Origin of the sequence: Haloarchaeobius sp. FL176, from assembly GCF_024609245.1 — an archaeon.
In the GTDB taxonomy this organism is placed as follows: domain Archaea; phylum Halobacteriota; class Halobacteria; order Halobacteriales; family Natrialbaceae; genus Haloarchaeobius.
On record NZ_JANJYH010000001.1, the window covers coordinates 412535 to 430678 of the forward strand.

20 protein-coding genes are annotated in these 18144 nt (G+C 68.1%); 11 read left to right on the top strand and 9 right to left on the bottom strand.

The window, feature by feature from the left end:
• Window positions 1-13: 13 nt before the first annotated feature.
• Both glmU and aglF read right to left on the bottom strand, forming a co-directional pair.
• Window positions 14-1207: a bifunctional sugar-1-phosphate nucleotidylyltransferase/acetyltransferase gene (gene glmU, locus NO978_RS02065; RefSeq protein WP_257297849.1), complete on the bottom strand. Its 1194-nt coding sequence runs from the start codon at window positions 1205-1207 to the stop codon at window positions 14-16.
• On the bottom strand, window positions 1208-1996 hold the full coding sequence (gene aglF, locus NO978_RS02070; protein ID WP_257297850.1) for a UTP--glucose-1-phosphate uridylyltransferase AglF: 789 nt from the start codon (window positions 1994-1996) through the stop codon (window positions 1208-1210).
• Window positions 1997-2092: 96 nt separating this feature from the next.
• Here aglF and aglJ point away from each other — a divergent pair, with 96 nt between their 5' ends.
• Window positions 2093-3055 (top strand): S-layer glycoprotein N-glycosyltransferase AglJ, encoded by a 963-nt coding sequence (gene aglJ / locus NO978_RS02075; RefSeq protein ID WP_257297851.1) that lies wholly within the window; start codon window positions 2093-2095, stop codon window positions 3053-3055.
• A gap of 26 nt (window positions 3056-3081) precedes the next feature.
• Here aglJ and NO978_RS02080 read toward each other — a convergent pair whose 3' ends face one another.
• The gene (locus NO978_RS02080; RefSeq protein ID WP_257297852.1) at window positions 3082-3402 is read right to left on the bottom strand and encodes a hypothetical protein; all 321 of its coding nucleotides are present in this window, start codon (window positions 3400-3402) and stop codon (window positions 3082-3084) included.
• A 95-nt stretch (window positions 3403-3497) separates the two neighbouring features.
• Between NO978_RS02080 and NO978_RS02085 the strand changes: the two genes are divergently transcribed.
• Window positions 3498-3707 carry a ribbon-helix-helix domain-containing protein gene (locus NO978_RS02085; RefSeq protein ID WP_257297855.1) on the top strand — a complete coding sequence of 70 codons (210 nt, stop codon included), beginning with the start codon at window positions 3498-3500 and terminating at the stop codon, window positions 3705-3707.
• Between the two features lie 28 nt (window positions 3708-3735).
• Here the strand turns inward: NO978_RS02085 and NO978_RS02090 are convergent, their stop codons facing one another.
• Together NO978_RS02090 and NO978_RS02095 are read right to left on the bottom strand one after the other, a co-directional pair.
• Window positions 3736-4149, bottom strand: coding sequence for a hypothetical protein (locus tag NO978_RS02090; RefSeq protein ID WP_257297857.1), 414 nt, complete (start codon window positions 4147-4149; stop codon window positions 3736-3738).
• A gap of 55 nt (window positions 4150-4204) precedes the next feature.
• On the bottom strand, window positions 4205-5689 hold the full coding sequence (locus NO978_RS02095; protein ID WP_257297858.1) for a Na+/H+ antiporter NhaC family protein: 1485 nt from the start codon (window positions 5687-5689) through the stop codon (window positions 4205-4207).
• A gap of 167 nt (window positions 5690-5856) precedes the next feature.
• On the opposite strand from NO978_RS02095, the gene aglM reads away from it, so the two are divergent.
• Window positions 5857-7158, top strand: coding sequence for a UDP-glucose 6-dehydrogenase AglM (aglM, locus tag NO978_RS02100; RefSeq protein ID WP_257297859.1), 1302 nt, complete (start codon window positions 5857-5859; stop codon window positions 7156-7158).
• A 3-nt stretch (window positions 7159-7161) separates the two neighbouring features.
• On the opposite strand, the gene NO978_RS02105 is transcribed toward aglM, so the two are convergent.
• Entirely contained in the window at window positions 7162-8115 is a 954-nt protein-coding gene (locus tag NO978_RS02105; protein WP_257297860.1) for a DUF4268 domain-containing protein, read from the bottom strand.
• Window positions 8116-8223: 108 nt separating this feature from the next.
• Here NO978_RS02105 and NO978_RS02110 point away from each other — a divergent pair, with 108 nt between their 5' ends.
• A complete protein-coding gene (locus NO978_RS02110) occupies window positions 8224-8721 on the top strand; it encodes a hypothetical protein (RefSeq protein ID WP_257297861.1) in 498 nt (165 codons plus the stop codon).
• Window positions 8722-8733: 12 nt separating this feature from the next.
• Here NO978_RS02110 and NO978_RS02115 read toward each other — a convergent pair whose 3' ends face one another.
• A complete protein-coding gene (locus NO978_RS02115; protein WP_257297862.1) occupies window positions 8734-9420 on the bottom strand; it encodes a hypothetical protein in 687 nt (228 codons plus the stop codon).
• Window positions 9421-9531: 111 nt separating this feature from the next.
• On the opposite strand from NO978_RS02115, the gene NO978_RS02120 reads away from it, so the two are divergent.
• Entirely contained in the window at window positions 9532-10380 is an 849-nt protein-coding gene (locus NO978_RS02120; protein WP_257297863.1) for a bifunctional 2-polyprenyl-6-hydroxyphenol methylase/3-demethylubiquinol 3-O-methyltransferase UbiG, read from the top strand.
• A 53-nt stretch (window positions 10381-10433) separates the two neighbouring features.
• Complete coding sequence (locus tag NO978_RS02125) at window positions 10434-11108, top strand: VOC family protein (RefSeq protein ID WP_257297864.1); 675 nt, start codon at window positions 10434-10436, stop codon at window positions 11106-11108.
• Between the two features lies 1 nt (window position 11109).
• Here the strand turns inward: NO978_RS02125 and NO978_RS02130 are convergent, their stop codons facing one another.
• On the bottom strand, window positions 11110-11409 hold the full coding sequence (locus NO978_RS02130) for a DUF5779 family protein (protein ID WP_257297865.1): 300 nt from the start codon (window positions 11407-11409) through the stop codon (window positions 11110-11112).
• Window positions 11410-11616: 207 nt separating this feature from the next.
• Between NO978_RS02130 and NO978_RS02135 the strand changes: the two genes are divergently transcribed.
• From NO978_RS02135 to NO978_RS02150, 4 genes are read left to right on the top strand one after another with little or no spacing between them, the layout of a single operon-like run.
• A complete protein-coding gene (locus NO978_RS02135; RefSeq protein WP_257297866.1) occupies window positions 11617-12171 on the top strand; it encodes a nitrous oxide reductase accessory protein NosL in 555 nt (184 codons plus the stop codon).
• 3 nt (window positions 12172-12174) lie between these two features.
• On the top strand, window positions 12175-14106 hold the full coding sequence (locus tag NO978_RS02140; protein WP_257297867.1) for a NosD domain-containing protein: 1932 nt from the start codon (window positions 12175-12177) through the stop codon (window positions 14104-14106).
• Window positions 14103-14918 (top strand): ABC transporter ATP-binding protein, encoded by an 816-nt coding sequence (locus NO978_RS02145; RefSeq protein WP_257297868.1) that lies wholly within the window; start codon window positions 14103-14105, stop codon window positions 14916-14918. Before NO978_RS02140 ends, NO978_RS02145 begins: the two co-directional genes overlap by 4 nt.
• Window positions 14915-15913: an ABC transporter permease gene (locus tag NO978_RS02150; RefSeq protein ID WP_257297869.1), complete on the top strand. Its 999-nt coding sequence runs from the start codon at window positions 14915-14917 to the stop codon at window positions 15911-15913. Before NO978_RS02145 ends, NO978_RS02150 begins: the two co-directional genes overlap by 4 nt.
• Here the strand turns inward: NO978_RS02150 and NO978_RS02155 are convergent.
• Window positions 15910-16362, bottom strand: a complete 453-nt coding sequence (locus NO978_RS02155; RefSeq protein ID WP_257297870.1) for a ferritin-like domain-containing protein — start codon at window positions 16360-16362, stop codon at window positions 15910-15912. The two genes, NO978_RS02150 and NO978_RS02155, sit on opposite strands and share 4 nt — an antisense overlap.
• 212 nt (window positions 16363-16574) lie before the next feature.
• Here NO978_RS02155 and NO978_RS02160 point away from each other — a divergent pair, with 212 nt between their 5' ends.
• Window positions 16575-17834 (top strand): LeuA family protein, encoded by a 1260-nt coding sequence (locus NO978_RS02160; RefSeq protein WP_369684090.1) that lies wholly within the window; start codon window positions 16575-16577, stop codon window positions 17832-17834.
• Window positions 17835-18144 lie beyond the last annotated feature (310 nt).

The following is an 18144-nucleotide window of genomic DNA, read 5'->3' on the forward strand; positions in this document are numbered from 1 at the left end:
CAAGAGCATATCCTCACTCGACGTCTCGCAGAACAGCCTCTCCAGGTCTAGTCATCGATCCGGAACTCAACGTCGCTCCAGCATTCAAACTCGAGTTGATACCGGTCTTCGCCTCGTCGCCACACACCACCCCGAACTTCCGCCGTCCGGTATCGACCCGCTCACACTTCACGGTCACACGGACGTTCTCGTCGTCGTGGCGCAGATTGGCGACCTTCGTCCCGGCCCCGAAGTTCACCTCTTGCCCGAGCACCGAGTCACCGACGTAGGCGTGATGGGCCACGTTCGTCCCGCGCATCAGCACTGAGTTCTTCACCTCGACCGCGTTCCCGACTCGAACGTCGGGGCCGACGACCGTCGCACCGCGCACGAAGCAGTTCGGGCCGACATCCGCGCCGGACTGCACCACGACGGGGCCCTCGATGTACGCGCCGTCGCGCACCCGAGCGCCATCCTCGACGACGACCGGGCCCGACAGCGTCGCGCCGTCCTCTACCGCACCGTCGACGCGACCCTCCAGCCCCTCCAGTAGCGTCTCCGTCGCCGAGAGCAGCTCCCACGGGCGGCCGACGTCGAGCCACGGGCCGTCGTACTCCACCACAGAAACGTCTTCACCATCGGCAAGCAGGTGACCGATGGAGTCCGTGATCTCGTACTCGCCACGCTCGCTCAGCTCGGTTCGCTCGATGGCGTCGAAGGCGGACTCCTCGAAGGCGTAGAGGCCGAGATTGGCGAGGTTCGACGGCGGGTCCGAAGGCTTCTCGATCAGCTCGGTGAGGAGACCGTTCTCGTAGCTGACGACACCGTAGTTCGACGGGTCGTCGACCGGCTTGGTCGCGACGGCAGTGCCGCCGGCCTCGACGAGCCCCGAGACGAGCTCGTCGGTGACGACGACGTCACCGTTGAGCACGAGGAAGCGGCCGTCGACCGCCTCGGCGGCTGTCCCGACGGCGTGGGCGGTTCCGAGCTGTTCGGTCTGCTCGACGTACTCGACGGGCCGGCCGCGGTAGCTGTCGCCCACGAGCTCCCGGATGACCTCGTCCCGATAGCCGACGACGAGTACGAAGCCGTCGACGTACGGCGCGGCGGCGTCGAGGACGCGCTCGACGAGCGGCGTCCCGGCGACCGGGAGCGTCGGTTTCGGCCGGTTCGCGGTCAACGGCCGCATGCGAGTCCCCTCACCGGCGGCGACGACGACTGCCTGCATCTATTCGGACCCGCTCTCGGCGGTTGCTTCCTCGGTCTCCTCGTCGGTGGCGCTCGCGTCGTCCGCGACGACCTCGTCAGCCTCCTGGAGTTTCCGCTCGGCCTCGTCGCGGTCCTCCGGGTAGCCGATGTCGGTACGCCAGCCGTCGATGCGGATGGCGTCGATTGTCCGCCCGCTCTTGATGAGCAGGTCGACCGCGTCGCTGATCTCGTACTCGCCACGGTTCGACGGCTGGACGAGGTGACACGCGTGGAAGATGGCCGGCGAGAACGTGTAGAACCCGGTCATCACGAGGTTCGATGGCGGGTCCTCTGGCTTCTCGACGACGTCGACGATCTCGCCGTACTTGTTGGTGTCACAGACACCGTAGCGGCTCGCATCCTCCCAGGGCACCTCCTCGACGAGGAAGGCGGCGTCGGCGCGGTCCTCGCGCTGGCGTCGCACAACGTCCTGGAGGTTCGCGCGGAAGATGTTGTCGCCGAGAATGAGCATGAAGTCGTCGTCGATGTACTCCTCGACGCACAGCAGGGCGTGGGCGAGGCCCTTCTGCTCGCGCTGGTGGGCGTAGGTGATGGGGATGCCCTCGAACTCGTCGCCGTAGTGGCTGATGATCTTCTCCTTGAGGTAGCCGACGACGATGACGAACTCGTCTGCGCCGAGGTCGCGCAGCTGTTCGAGACAGTGCGTGATGATGGGCTTGCCGTTGACCTCGACCATTCCCTTGGGTTTGTCGTCGGTCAGGGGTCGCAGACGGGTCCCTTTCCCGGCGGCGAGTACGACAGCTTTCATACCACCATATCGGCCGCCCCGGCTGTAAATAGTTTTAGTCCTCCACCCCGGGACCGACAGCAACTCTTTTGCGCCCGCCACGTGGAACTTCGTGCGATGGCCGAGACGGACGACGACGATGTCTGCGTGCTGGTGCCCACGTACAACGAGGCGGCGACCATCGGCGAGGTCGTGTCGGGCCTGTACGACGAGGGGCTCGAGAACGTCCTCGTCATCGACGGACACTCCACCGACGAGACCCGCGAGATCGCCGCAGAGCACGGCGCACGCGTCGTCCTCCAGACGGGGACCGGGCGCGGCTCCGGCAAGGGTGAGGCGGTGCGCGAGGGCGTCGAGCACATCGACGCGGAGTACGTGCTGATGCTGGACGGCGACGGCACGTACAAGCCGGAGGACGCACAGGCGATGCTCGAACCGCTCCGCTCGGGCCGTGCGGAGCACGTCGTCGGCGACCGCTTCGCGGACATGGAGTCCGGCGCGATGACGCGGCTCAACCAGTTCGGCAACCGCATCATCAACGCGGGATTCCGGCTCATCCATCGGCAGGACTTCGGAGACATCCTCTCGGGCTACCGCGCGTTCACGCGGGAGTCGTTCGAGTTGATGTCGCTCAGCGCGGAGGGGTTCGGTATCGAGACGGAGCTCGCCGTCGAGTGCGCGCGGCACAACGTCGCCACCGAGGTCGTCGACATCACCTACCTCGCACGGCCGGACGGCTCCGAGACGAACCTCCGGCCGTTCCGCGACGGTGGTGGCATCCTGTTGACGCTGTATCTGCGCTCGAAGACGCACAATCCGTTGTTCTACTTCGGGACGGTCGGTGGCGTGGTCGGGGTGACAGGCGTGTTCGTCGCTGCGTTCGTCGCCTACGACTGGTTCGTCAACGAGGTCCCACACGACGTGCTCGCGATGCTGGCGGGCGTCCTGTTGCTCGTCGGGGTACAGCTCGCGATGTTCGGCGTGCTCGCGGACACCATGGTCGTCCTGCACCGCGAGCAGCGCGAGCGCGTCGAACGACTGGCAGAGCGGATGGACATCGACGAGCAGTACGACGACTGAGGGCGGGATCTCCCAGAGCAGACGGGTTAGAACGGTAGGCTCGACCGGAGTCGGTCGAAGACGGTTCCTTTCTCGCGACGACGCTCGAAGACGGGGTGGAGCGCGTTCAGGAGTGCCTGTTCGTCGGCGAACTCGGCGCAGTCGACCTGCTCGAGCGCGTCGCGCATCGACAGCGTGTGACCCTTCATGTCGTAGGCGACGTCGAGGTGACCGAGCCGACGTTCGAGGTCGTGTTTCGTCGCGGGGTACTCGATATCGTACTCGTCGAGCCTGGCGTCGACCGCCGCGATGCCGAACTCGACCGAGGTCGGCTCGTCCGTGTCGTTCGACGGCGGGCGCATTCCCATCGTTGCCCGGTCGTTACGGCTCGCGGGTCAAAACGCTTCGGCCACGGCGTCGGGGCTCCGCAAGGCCCAATAGTGACGCCACGCTCTGAGCGCACGTGACTGACTACACCACCGTCTCTATTCCGAAGGACCTCGCGGAGCGCGTCGAGGAGACGATCGAGGGTACGAGCTTCTCCTCGACGTCGGACCTCGTGCGGTTCCTGCTGCGCAGCATCGTCATCCAGCACCAGCAACGGGGCGAGCTCACCGAGGCGGAGTTCGAAGAGATAACTGAGCAGCTGCAGGACCTGGGCTATCTGGAGTAGCAAGCGCGCCGGCGCGCCCGAGCCGGGCTCAGTCGAGCGAGCCCTCGGGCGGCACCGCGTCCACGACGTGCATCTCCTGCCGGCGGCCGGAGCGGTCGAACGCGCGGACGTTCTCGGTGGCCCAGGGCGGGACGGCGACGAAGACGACGGCGTGGAGGTCGTCCTCGCGGGAGACCGCCAGCTCGCCCGTCGCGTGCGAGACGAACCGGCCGTGTGTCTGTCCGGGCGGGGTACCGAGGTCGACGCCGAACACCGCCGAGACCGAGCCGCCGGCGTCGGGGAGGTAGAAGTCCGTCAGCACGGGTGTCTCCGGCGAGAGGCCCTCAGCTCCGTCGAGCTCGGCGGCGGCCGTCGCGGCGAGTGACACCGTCACGTCCTCCGGGTCAGCTTCGCGAGCGAAGTCGAGCAGTGTCTCGAGCAACCCCCGTGTGAGATATACCACGTCAGTCGTTAGCAGGTGGGCGGCTTAAAGGGGTTTGGTCGTCGCCAGCGACGCGTCAGTCGTCGGCCGCCGTGCCGGTGCTCGACCGCGGGACACCGTCGGATTCGCCGCGGTCGTCGAACCCGAATCCGAGCACAGCGCTCCCGAACAGGACGAGCGGCGAGAGGTACGCGAAGAAGTAGTAGGGGGCGAAGCCCGCCAGCCCGAACTCGCCGGCCCACGGCAGCACGCCGAACACGCCGGCCATGTAGACGCTGCCGGCGTGCCACGGGATGAGCGCGCCCGTGGGCGTTCCCGCGGCCTCGACGGCCCGCGAGAGGTCGTCGCTGTCGAGGTCGTACTCGTCGTAGAGGTTCCGCAGGGTCATGCCGGGGACGACGATGCTCATGTACTGCTGTGCGGAGAAGGCGTTCACGACGATGGCGGAGACGCCGGTCCCGGCGACGAGGCTGCGCGGGCCGCGGACGGCGGCCGTGAGCCGGTGGGCGAGCACGGCCAGCACGCCGACGCGTTCGAGCAGGCCGCCGAGTGTGAGGGCGGCGACGACGACCGAGATGGTCCACGCCGAGCCGGCGAGTCCGTCGCTCACCAGCAGGTTGGTGACGACCGGGACGCCCGTCTCCGGGCCGGTACCGTTCAGGAACACGTTCCAGGCGGCGGTGAAGCCGGTTCCCTGGACGAGGACAGTCGTCGCGACGCCCGCGAACACGCCCGCGACCAGGGTCGGGAGGGCGGGGTAGCCGTACAGCGCGAGGCCGAACGTGACGACTAGCGGGAGCACGACGAGCACCGAGAGGTCGTAGGTGCCGGCCAGCGCGCCCTGTATCTCGGCGACCCGGCCGGCCGGAATCGCCCCACCAGCGCGGAGGCCGAGGGCGGCGTAGGCGAGCACGGCCAGCCCGAAGGCGAAGGCGGTGCCGTTCCGCATCGCGTGGATGTGGTCGTAGAGGTCGGTGTCGGTCACCGCGGCCGCGAGGTTCGTCGTGTCCGAGAGCGGCGACTGCTTGTCGCCGGCGTACGCGCCGGAGAGGATCGCCCCGGCGGTCATCGGTGCGGGGATGCCGAGGCCCGACCCGATGCCGATGAACGCGACGCCGAGGGTGCCGGCGGTGGTCCACGACGAGCCGATGGCGAACGCCACAAGCGCCGCGAGTACGGCCGTCACCGGGAGGAACACCGTCGGAGTCAGCACGGAGAGCCCGTAGTACATCAGCCCTGGAATCGTCCCCGCGCTGATCCACGTGGCGATGAGGGCGTAGATGACGAACAGGATGAGGATGGACTGCAGCCCCATGAGGAGGCTGTCCGCGATACCCTCGTAGAGGTCGTCCCAGCTGTAGCCGAGCCAGTGCTTGCCGACCGCGGCGGTCAGGACGATGCTCCACAGCAGCGGTGCGTGTGGTGCGAGCCCGAGGTAGCCCGAGCCGATTCCCAGGAAGACCACGACGCCGAGTACCGGGACGAGCGCCTGAGCGAGGCTCGGTCGCCGGGCGGGGTCGAGGTCGGAGTACGTTCGTGGGTCGAAACTGCGTTCAGTCACGGTTGCCGGATATAACTACTGAGAGTAATTAAACTGCACAGATTTATTCGTCTAAGGCATGTCTTTTGGTCCCACGTCCCACGGGACATGCTGGCGTCGGTGCCGGCCGAGGCCGGGATTGATGGAGACCATCACCGTCATTAGCCGCCCCGGTGAACTGGCTGGCAATGGACGTCAGCATCATCGGGAGCGGCTACGTCGGGACGACGGTCGCGGCCTGTCTGGCCGACGACGGGCACGGCGTGGTCAACGTCGACATCGACGAGGAGGTCGTCGCAGCCATCAACGAGGGCCACTCACCGATCCACGAGCCGGGCCTCGACGACCTGCTCGCCGAGCACGCCGGCGGCCGACTTCGCGCGACGACGGACTACACGGCGGTGCGCGACACGGACGTGACGTTCCTCGCGGTCGGCACGCCCTCCCGCGACGACGGCAGCATCGACACGAGCGTCATCGAGGCGGCCACGCGCTCGCTCGGCGAACAGCTCGCCGCGAAGGAGGGCGACCATCTCGTCGTCGTCAAGAGCACGGTCGTCCCGGGCACCACGGACGAACTCGTAATTCCCACTCTCGAAGAAGAGCTCGACGCACCGGTCGGCGAGTCCGTCCACGTCGCCGTCAACCCCGAGTTCCTCCAGATGGGCTCGGCGGTCGAGAACTTCCGGACGCCCCAGAAGATCGTCTTCGGGACCACGGGCAACCAGTGGGCGCTCGACCAGCTCCACGCGCTCTACGCCGGCGTCATCGAGACCGCCGACCCCGCCGTCGTCGAGACCGGCCTGCGCGAGGGCGAGATGATCAAGTACGCCAACAACGCCTTCCTCGCGAGCAAGGTCAGCCTCATCAACGACATCGGCAACGTCTGCAAGGAGTTCGACGTCGACGCCTACGAGGTCGCCGACGCCATCGGGCTGGACGACCGCATCGGCGAGCGCTTCCTCCGCTCGGGACTCGGGTGGGGCGGCTCCTGCTTCCCGAAGGACGTCGCCGCCATCATCGCCGCCGCCGAGCACGCCGGCTACGAGCCGCCGATGCTCAACGCCGCCGTCGAGGTGAACGACCTCCAGCCCGAGCGCCTGCTCGACCTGCTCGCCGACCACGTCGACCCCGCCGGCGCGCGCGTCGCCGTCCTCGGGCTCTCGTTCAAGCCCGGCACCGACGACGTGCGCGGCTCCCGTGCGGTTCCGGTCGTCGAGGGCCTGCGCGAGCGCGGCGCGACGGTCGTCGCCTACGACCCCGTCGCGACGGAGAAGTTCCGCGAGAAGCACCCCGACGTCGAGGTCGCGTTCGCCGACTCCGCGGCGGCCGCGCTGGATGGAGCGGACGCCTGCGCCGTCGTCACCGACTGGGACGAGTTCGCCGCGCTCGACGCGGAGTTCGACGCGATGGCGAGCCCCGTGGTGGTCGACGGGCGGCACGTGGTCGAGCGTCGCGAGGGAATCACGTACGAAGGGCTGACCTGGTGAAGCCTACCCCCGAGACAGTGTCGCTATCCGCGGTTCGATTTCATCCTGAAAGTCGGCCATCGACTCTACTCCCCACTCGACCAGTTCCCTCCGTTGTTCGGTCGTCAGTTCTGTGATTCTCGAATCTATCTCCATCGACCACTTTATCCTGCAGGCCTGTTTCTCCGGGAGCCGCTGCCACTCCAGTGCGGTGGCCAGTCCCGACTCGATTTCGCTCCGGGTCTCCTCCAGTGCCTCGAAGATTTCTTCGTTCCGTTCTTTCTCCGACGTCGAGATGTAGAGCTCGATGCAGAATTCGGGCCCCTGATGGAACACCCACCCGAAACTGACTCCCGAGAGTCCGGCACTGAACGTCAGGTAGTTTCGAGGCCCCGGCTTCAACCGGTTCCATCCCGGCCGGTGCTCGGCATATGCGTCCACCACCAGACCGAAGAACTCCCGGTAGCCACGTTCCGTTTCACTCAGATCGTCCGAGATGAGCTCACGCTCCCAGTCGTTCGGCTCGACGACGATCTCGAACTCGAATCCCCGTTCGCCCGACCCTTCGATACTCACCACCCGAGGCCTGATACCGAAGAACCGCACGTCGTTCGGGCCGCTCTCGTTCAGCCACTCGAGGACGCTCCGATGCTCGGGTCGGAACTCCTCGGCCAGCCACATCGTGAATCCGGCGTGCTTGCCCGCGGAGTAGGTCAGCAACTTCCCCAGATGGTCGTGGTCGGTCTTGTGGTACTGGTTCTCGATGACGACTGTCTCACCCGTGTTCATCTCCCGGGCCACGATGTCCGCCGAGAAGTCCCCGATGGATTCCTCGGCGCGGGCGTCCTCGATCTCGATTCCGAGTTCCGATCCCAGCAGGTCGATGTTCTTCGTCAGCCATCGAGTGAAATCCCGCTCCTCGTTCTCCCAGACCGACCGGAGATCGTGGTCTCGAATCCGGCCGATTTCTTCTTCCATACCCGTATCTCCCAGATGAGCGGCAAAAAACCTCGGCAGCGCTATGTCCACCCGGTGGGTCGACCAGCGGGGAAGATTTTGTAGGAATCGTGTATGAACTATCAGTCGATGCCCTCCGCAGACGCCGTCTCGCAGATCCGCGAGCGAGTCCGTCGCTATCTCTCGCTCCGCGTGCTGGTGCTCTGGTGTGCCCTTACCGTCCTCGTCGTCGGGGCCGCGTCCGTCGCGGTCCATCCGGCGTTCAGCCACGTCGGAGCGATGGGCCTCGTGCTCCTGTCTCTGTTCCTCATCGGACTCTTCAGGCTCGGTGTCGGTGACCGAATGCAGCCAGTACTGTCGGCGAAGTGGCGGGCCGCCTTGCTCGGCGTGATGTTCTTCGGCGTCGCAGCGTTGCCGATTCCGTTATCCGCCTGTTTCGGCGCCGCCTGCGGCGGGGTCGAAGAGCTCCACGTGTTCTACGACTGGTCGCCGGTGTTCGGGCCCTCCGTCGCTGCCTCGTTCGCCGCCGAACCCTGTGCGTACAGGTGTCCACACAGGGTACAGCTCCTCCCGCTCGCTGCTGGCTACCTCCTCCTCGCCGAGACCATCACGACCGAGCAACTGTGAGAGGCCAGGTCCTCAGAACGGCATCGCGTTCCGCGCCGCCCTGGCGTACACGCCGAGCATCCGCTTTCTCGACCCGGCCAGCGCGTCGGACAGTGCCGTGGTCGTGTCCGTCCCGACGCCCTCGCCGTGGCCGGCGTGGATGCGCTCCGGCCGCAGCTCGCCGAGCGCGCGCCGCGGCGGGAACGCCCGGAGCGCCGGGTGGACGCCAAGGTCCTCCCCCGACGCGAGGAAGTAGTCGCAGTTCCCCACTGATTCGGGCACCCAGAGCGTCCCGCTCTCCTCGTGGTACAGCCCGGCCTCCTGCCAGAACCGCCCGTCTCGCAGGCGAAGCGTTCGGTAGCCCGAGTCGTCGAGCTCGTTCCCGAACCGCTCGACCGGCGCGTCGAGGTCGTCCGCGACGCCGGTGAACCACGTCGGCAGGTAGACGGGCACGTCGTGGCGGTTCGCCACCGCCGCCGAGTCGCGCTTGTGGCGGTCCAGCGTCACGACGACGCCGCCGACCTCGCCGTGTTCTTCGAGCAGCTCGTCCAGCCCGGGCACGTCGATCGGGTCGCACACCCACACCTGTTCGTCGTCGCCGACCAGCGCGACCGACGCACGCTGCATCTCCTCGTCCGGGTAGGCGATCCAGCCGAAGCCGTGGTCGCCCTCGTTCACGACCCGGAAGTCCTCGGCCGTGCCGGAGCCTTTCATTCCCATGCGTCACCAGTGGGTCCGGTCGCTGATAAATCGACGGCTCGCGGCAGGTGGTTCGACAGACCGAACCACACCTTCGGCAATCCTTTTCCGTCGGCCGTCGTGGAACCGACCATGACAGACACCACTGACCCCGAGGCGTTCTACGACGAGTACGGCGAGCGCGAGTGGGACCGACTGGAACGGGATTTCTTCCACCGACTGGAGTGGGAGGGGACCGTCGAGTACCTCGACCGCTACCTCCCCGAGTCGGGCCACGTGCTGGACGTGGGCGGCGCGGCGGGACGCTACACCGTCTGGTTGGCCGAGCAGGGCTACGACGTGACGCTGGTCGACCTGAGCGCGGAACAGCTTGACATCGCCCGCGAGCAGGTCGGCGAGCGCGACCTCGGCGACCGCGTGACGGTGGAGAAGGGCGACGTGCGGGACCTCGCGTTCGACGCGGACGAGTTCGACGCGACGCTCTGTCTCGGCGGCCCCGTCTCCCACGTGGTCGACGAGGCCGAGCGCGAGACCGCCGTCGCGGAGCTACGTCGGGTCACCCGCACCGGTGGCCCGGTGTTCGTCTCGGTGATGGGCCTGCTCTCGGCGGTGGTGAACACCGTCGACCACACCGGCCGCGAGCGCTTCGACGGGTCGGCCGCGGACTACCCCATCCTGTCCCAGCTCGTCGATACGGGTGACTACACCGGCGAGCTGTGTGCCGAACACGGTGTCGAGCCCGTGATGGCTGACTGCCACTTCTTCCGCGCCGACGAGCTGGAGTCGCTGCTCGAATCGGGCGGGCTCGCCGTCGAGACCCTGGCCGCACTGGAGGGCGTCGCCTCGACCCGTCGCGACGAGTTCGACGGGCTGGGCGACGACCGTCGACGGGTCGTCCGCGAGGTGAACGACGCGCTGCGCGAGGACCGGAGCGTGGTCGACCTGTCGAGTCACATGCTCGCGGTGGCGCGGGTGCCCTGACGAACGCACCGTGGCAGTCCACGTTTAAGCGACAGCACGCCGAACCCCACGGTATGCTCGATTCACTCTCTCGACTCGGGCTCGAGGTGAAGTACCTCGACCCCGCCACAGACTTCTACGGCGACACGCTCGCACTGACGGAACTGCGCCGCGACGACGACGCCGTCGCCTACGACGCCGGCGACACCGAGCTGGTCCTCCGGCGGCCGTCGACCGTGCCGCGGGGCGGCGTCCACACCCACTTCGCGTTCTCCATCCCGGCCGCCGAGTACGACGACTGGTGGGACCAGCTCGATGGAGAGCTCGACCTCGAGGAGCACGTGTTCGGCGACGCCCGCTCGCTGTACTGCTACGACCCCGACGGCAACTGCGTCGAACTCGGGCAGACGACGGTCGCGGGGCCGGGTATCGACGGGGTGTTCGAGGTCGTACTGGAGGTCGAGGACCTCGCGCGGGCCGAGTCGTTCTACACCGACCTGGGTTTCGAGCCGGTCGACCGCGGCGAGGACCGCGTCCGCACCCGCCTCCAGGGGCCGATGGCGCTCGAACTCTGGGAGCCCCACCTCGGCCTCGCGGACGCCCGAGGGGGTCTGCACGTCGAGCTCGGCTTCGAGGGCGACCCTGCGGCGGCCAGCGAGGCCGTCGGCGACGCTGCCTGCGCTGTCGAGTCGGTCGACGGCGGCGTCAGAATCCGGGACCCGGACGGGCACTACCTGACCGTGCGCTGAGTCAGACGCGGTCGGTGTCGATCTCGATGCCCGGCGGCGAGACGATGAGGAAGCCACGGAAGTGGACGAGCCCACCGCCCTCGTTCTTGATCTTGCGGGCGAACCCCGACGCGAGCTCGTTCACGTCACCCTCGACGTTGAGGACGAGGATGCGGCCGCTCATGACGGTCTCCACCCACTCCTCGTCCGATGTGGATCCGTCCAGATGCCCGAGTTCGACCGCGCCGGAGACGTCCTCCTCGTCCGCCTCGTCGGGCAGGTGGTCCTCGACCGCGTTCAGGTCCAGGTCGAAGTTGCTCATGGGGCAGTAGTCGAATCGCCACGAGAAAAATCCTCGCCTCGGCCACGACGGAAGTAGTTTTTCCCGATTACCAGTTGCGAAGCACCATCGGCATTGATATTGTCCCCCAGACACAATATCAGTACGAACGGTTCCCACTCCAACGAGTTTCCCATGTGCCGACACCACCACAATCGCACGAGTCCCGCGGAGACTGACGACCACGACGTGTCACGACGGACGGTCCTCGGCGCGAGCGGCGCACTCGCCGCCACCGCGCTCGCCGGCTGTCTCGACGGCGACGGTGACAGCTCCGCCCCCGCCGCCATCACTATCGGCAGCAGCGACGCCTGCGACAACTGCGGGATGGTCATCGCGAACCACCCCGGCGCGAACGGCCAGATATTCTGGGAGGACTACACCCCTGACGGGCACGACGCGCCGTTCCGGTTCGACGCGCTCAAGCAGTGCCTGTTCCCGCACCTCTTCGAGAACCGGGACCAGGGCCGGACCGCGGCAGCCATCTACGTCACGGACTACTCCACGGTCGAGTACAGCGTCTCGTCGTCCGACGACGCCCCGTACATCAGCTCCCACCCCGAGGCGGAGGCGTTCGCGCTGGCGCGTGACCTCTCCTACGTCGTCGGGAGCGAGGTCAACGGCGCGATGGGTGCGGACTTCGTCCCGTTCTCCGACGCGGGCGACGCCGACGCCTTCGCCGGTGAGTACGGCGGCGAGGTCGTCTCGTTCGACGACATCACCCCCGCACTGGTCGGTCGGTGAGCCGTGTACGCGCGCTACCTCGTCACCGCGCTCGCCGCCATCCTGCTCGTGACCAGTGGGGTCTTCGTCGTCGACGTCGACCCCGGCGAGGGTCCGTCGGTCGTCGACTTCGACGACACCATCACGATGAGCGACCTGACCCAGGCCGAACAGCGCGTCGTCGAGGAGCGCTCCCTGGCCGTGCCGCAGGCCGAGGTGTTCTACTCGCGCTACCGGTACGTCGTCGGCCATCAGGGGCTCTCTTCCCTCGTCACCGAGCTCGACCGGGACGGCCACGAGCGCCAGTTCGGCGTCCCGCTCTCCATCTACGTCACCGACTACGCGGACGCTGAACTCGCCGCCGGCGACGACGGTTTCCTGCGGATGACCGGCGGTGACACCGACTGGGTCGCCGTCGAGAACGCCCACTTCGTCGTCGACTCCAGCGCGCGACATCCCGGTGGAAGCGCCGTCGTCCCGTTCTCCGAACGAGCAGCGGCCGAGCGGTTCACCGACAGCTTCGGCGGCACCGTCGTCGGCTGGGAGGGCCTGCGCGCCCACCCCTTCGACCGGTCCGACCTGTCCATCGCCGCCGCCGAGCGCCGCGCCACGGACCGGCACGCCTGGGCAGACGCCGCGGCGGCAGACGCCCGCCAGCTTCGTGACCGCCCCGTCTCCGTCGTCGTCGGCGAGGACGCCCCCACGCTCGCAGCGGCCATCGAACGGGCGCCGCCCAACACGACAGTCGTGCTCCCGGCCGGCGAGTACCACGACGTGAACCGTACCGTCCGCAAGCCCCTCACCATCCGGGGGGCGGGCGTCAACGAGACCTGGCTCGTCGGCGACGGCAACGGCAGCGTCCTCCGCGCGTTCGACGCCCGCGTCGCCGTCACCGACCTCTCCATCCGCGGCATCGGCCAGCAGCAGGCCCGACCCAACCTGACCGTCGACGCCGACGCGTGGGACGCACAGGTACTCCGAGCCTACGGCTACGCAGCCTCCGGTATCGAACTCGACGACGCGGCCGGCTCGTACGTCGCCGACGTGTACATCGACACGCCCACGAACGGCGTGACGGTGCGCTACAGCGACGGCGTCGTCATCGAGGACGTGCAGGTCGACGGGCAGACGCCGTGGCGCGAAGGCTTCATGAGCACCATCACCGTCCACTCTCGCATGCTCGTGCAGGACTCGACGTTCGTCGGCGGCCGCGACGGCGTCTACATGCACCTCGGCGACGGCACCGTCGTCCGGGACAACCAGTTCGCGGATCTCCGCTTCGGCGTCCACGAGATGTACACCTCGGAGACGCTCGTCGCCAACAACAGCGCGACGCGGACCCGGACCGGCGTCGTCGTGATGACGCTGCCAGAGGACAACGTCGTCGCGGGCAACCACGTGACTGACAGCGCCGTCGGCATCGACGTGGCCGGCCGTGCCTCCTACGTCGTCCAGAACACGGTCGTCGGCAACGAGGAGGGGCTGGACGTGGGTTCGGATCGGTCCCTGTTCGCCCGGAACGTCGTCGTCGACAACGACGTGGGCATCCGGGCCTCGACGCTCATCCCGACGAACATCGTCACCGCGAACGACATCGTCGGCAACGACCGCTACGTCTCCACCTCGCTCGGGCCGGTCCGCATCTGGACCGACGACGGCGCGGGCAACTACTGGGGCGGCGCACCCGGCGTCGACAGCGACCGCGACGGCTTCGTCGACCGCCCGTTCCAGCCGACCGGGGCGGTGGACCGGTACGCCGCGTCGTCCCCAGACGCCCACGTGCTCGCCACCTCGCCCGCGGTCCAGCTGCTCCGCTCCCAGGAGGGCTCGCTCCCCGGCCTCCGGAGCCGCGGGGTCGTCGACGAGGCACCGCAGGTTCGGCCAGTCCGGCCCGCGGCGGTCGCGGCCGCACTGAACACCAGCGCGACGCGAGCAGCCACGGGGGTGGTGGCATGAGCGAGCACGAGCCAGCGGCGGACGCCACCCACCAGTCGGTCGACCGATACCCCGTCGCCAGCGTCGACTCGGTCGCGCTCGCGTTCGGCGACGTGACGGTGTTCGACGACGTGTCCTTCACGCTCGAATCCGGCACCGTCACCGCTGTCGTCGGCCCGAACGGCTCCGGCAAGTCGACGCTCCTGCGGGTGCTCGCCGGGCTGCTGCCCGCGACGGAAGGCTCGGTCACGGTCGCAGCCACCGGCGACCACCCGATCGGCTTCTGCCCGCAAGAACCCGCGTTCCGGTCGGGCTTCACCGTCCGGGAGACGCTGTCGTTCTACGGGGAACTGCTCGCCGACGACCCGGACGTCGAGGAGACGCTCGAACTCGTCGGGCTCGGCGGCGTCGCCGACCGCCGGGTCGGCGCACTCTCGGGCGGCATGAAGCGGCTGCTCGGGATGGCCGGGGCGGTGCTCGGGGACCCGCCGCTGCTCGTGCTTGACGAACCAGCGAGCGGGCTCGACCCGGCGATGCGGCGCCACATCTTCGAGACAGCCGACGCGTTCGCCGACCGCGGCGTCGCGGTCGTCCTCGCGACCCACCACCTCGTCGGCGCGGAGACCGCGGACCGCCTGCTCGTGCTCGACCGGAGCGACATCATCGCCGACGGGCCGCCGCAGTCCGTCATCGACGACGCCGGTGCGGAGACGTTGGAGGCGGCGTTCCGCGGGATGGTCGGCGACGAACTCACAGTGCGAGCCGGTCGAACCGGGGCTGACCGGCCAAGACGAGACGAGGAGTCGGACCCGGAGACGGAGGGTGACGCATGAACGGTGAGACCGACGACCTCTTCGCGGTGGTCGAGCGCGAGCTCACCATCGTGGCGCGGACGCCGGCCTACATCGCGACCGCGGTCGGCTTCGCCGCGATCGTCTGGTGGCTCGCCTTCGCGAGCAGCCTGACTGGCTACGTCCCGCTCGTCGCCGACCTGCTCACGCCCGTCGAGGTGCTCGTGCCGCTGCTCGCCGTAGCGTTCGGCTACCGGGCCATCCAGGCCGACGCGGCCTCGAAAGAGCTCGACGTACTGCGTACGTATCCACTCCGGCCCCGAACCTACGTCGTCGGCGTGTTTGTCGGGCGGGCGACGGCGGTGCTCTCGCTCGTGTTCGTCACGTTACTCGTCGCCGGGCTGTTCGTGCCGCTGTTCGGCCCGCCCGCGAACCCGGTCATCGCGACCCACGGCGGCGACGGACCCTTCGGCACGTACCTCCGATTCGTCCTGCTCGCGACGCTGTACGCCGCGGTCGTGCTGGGCGCGGTCGTCGCCGTCTCGACGGTCACGGCACGGGGCCGAACCGCCATCGCGGCCGCCGTCGGCGTGTTCGTGCTGCTGACGGTCGGGCTGGACCTCGGGCTCGTCGCCGCGCTGTCGTCCGGCACCGTCGGCCCGGACGGGCTCCGGTACCTGCTCGCGCTCAGCCCGAACAGCGCGTTCCGCGGGTTGACCCTCGCACTGTCGATCCAGACCGTCGAGGCCGCGACGCTGCCGCTCTCGGCGGTGCTCGCGAACGTCGTCGGGCTGGTGCTCTGGCTGGTCGGCTCGCTCGTCCTCGCGGCTCTGACGGTCTGGTCGGACCCACCGGCGGACCGCTGGCGGGTCGTCGAGACGCTGGACGCAGCAGCAGCAGGGGCACCCGACTCGTCCGCCGCGACGCCCGACGAGCCGACCGAACCCGCGGCTGCGGAGTCGGCAGACGCGTCGACGGACAGCAGCGAGGACAGGCCGACGGGGCCCGGCGGTGCCGAGGGCGCGCCGGAGGACTAGTCGTTGCGGTACTCCTTCCGGTAGCCGCGGAACTCGGTGCGGTGTGCCTCCTCGTCGGCGAGGATGGTCACCGCGAGGTCCTCGGTCACGGGGTCGTCCGCGTCCTCGGCCGCGTGGATGAGCGACCGGTACGTCTCGATGGCGTCCTCTTCGGCCTCGATGACGCCGTCGATGACCGAGAGCACGTCCGTCGTCTCCGCAGGGGGCTGGAGGCTCTCCTGGCTGGCCTCGAACGCCATCGATCCCGGCGGGGCGTCGTCGAGCTGCTTCAGCCGCTCGCCCAGCTGTCGGGCGTGCGTGAGCTCCTCTTGGATGTCCTGGTCGAGGCTCTCCTTGATCTCCTCGGCCCGGACGCCGTCGAGCACGATGGAGTTCGACATGTAGTTCATCACGGTCTCGATCTCGTCGCCGTACGCCTCCTTGAGGAGCCGGATAACTTCGTCTGCCATAGCTAGACGGACGGCGACCAGCCGTTTAACGCTGGGGTAGCCGGCCACCTGTACGAGCGCTCGAACCGGGCTGGCACCGCGGTGAGGGATGCAAACAATATAAGGAATGCATATCCGACAGTAGCCGGTGCCCGCTGGTGGTTCTCCAGATTGTCACGGTCTACAACCCCGTATATCGCCGGGGGCGGGACCTGTCACAGCACCAGGCTTATATAGGAGTTCGCACCTCGGAACGGGTACGATGTCTCACAACGACACTCGCTCTGACACCAGTCAGGGCGGTCGAGTTCTTCCAGGGCACCCTGGACGTAACTGACGAGTTCGACGCTGCACGAGTTTTCGACACCACACTGCGGGACGGCGAGCAGTCCCCGAGGACGTCGTTCTCCTACGAGGACAAGCGCGAGATAGCGGCCGTGCTGGACGAGATGGGGACCCACGTCATCGAGGCCGGGTTCCCCGTCAACTCCGACGCGGAGTTCGAGGCTGTCTCCGACATCGCCAGTCACACCGACGCGACGACCTGCGGGCTCGCCCGCGTCGTCGACAAGGACGTGGAGGCCGCACTCGACGCCGGCGTGGAGATGGTCCACGTCTTCGTCAGCACCTCCGACGTCCAGATCGAGGACTCGATGCACGCTACGAGGGAACAGGTCAAAGAACGCGCAGTCGACTCCGTCCGGCAGGTGAAAGACGCCGGCGTCGACTGTATGTTCTCGCCCATGGACGCCACCCGAACGGACGAGGCGTTCCTGGTCGAGATGGTCGAGGCCGTCACCGAGGCGGGCACCGACTGGATCAACGTGCCGGACACCTGTGGGGTCGCCACGCCGCGGCGGTTCTACGACCTCATCGACACGGTGACCGACCACACCGACGCACGAATCGACGTCCACACCCACGACGACTTCGGGCTGGCGACGGCGAACGCGCTGTCGGGCATCGAGGCCGGTGCCGACCAGGCCCAGGTCTCGGTGAACGGCATCGGCGAACGCGCCGGCAACGCCGCCTACGAGGAGTTCGTGATGGCCGTCGAGTCGGTGTACCAGACGGACACCGGCATCGACACGACGCGCATCACCGAGCTGAGCAAGCTGGTCGAGGCACGCTCGGACATGCCGGTGCCGGCGAACAAGCCGGTCGTCGGCGACAACGCCTTCAGCCACGAGTCGGGCATCCACGCCGCGGGCGTCATCGAGAACAGCGACACGTTCGAGCCCGGCGTGATGACCCCGGAGATGGTCGGCGCGACTCGCGAGCTGGTGCTCGGCAAGCACACCGGCGTCAACGCCGTCCGCGAGCACCTGGTCGAAGCAGGCTACGACCCGACCGAGAGCGAGGTCCGTACGGTCACACAGAAGGTGAAGGACCGCGGTGCCGAGAAGGAACGGGTCACCGCGTCGACGGTCCGCGAGTTCGCACGCGACGCGGGCATCGAGCGGGTCGAGGACGGAGAGGAGGTGTCGGTCTGATGCGGTCCGGTGGCAAGGACTGCACGACCGCCAACGTTTATATATCGTGCTCGCCCTACGTATCCAGTAATGAGACGTCGACCGTCTGTCCGGGGCCTGCCCCTCGACAGCGGTCGCACCGTCGTACGTATTCTCGGTATTGTAGGGGCCGCCTAGCCCCTACCATCACCCCTCCGCCGACCGTTTCTGCACCGACTCCAGACCCACAGCCGAGCGTCCGTACGACACCGATGCACACCGCCGACACATCCACACGAACCCGAACCACAGCCACCCGTCACCCGCCAGCCGCGGGTGACCACCGGTATCG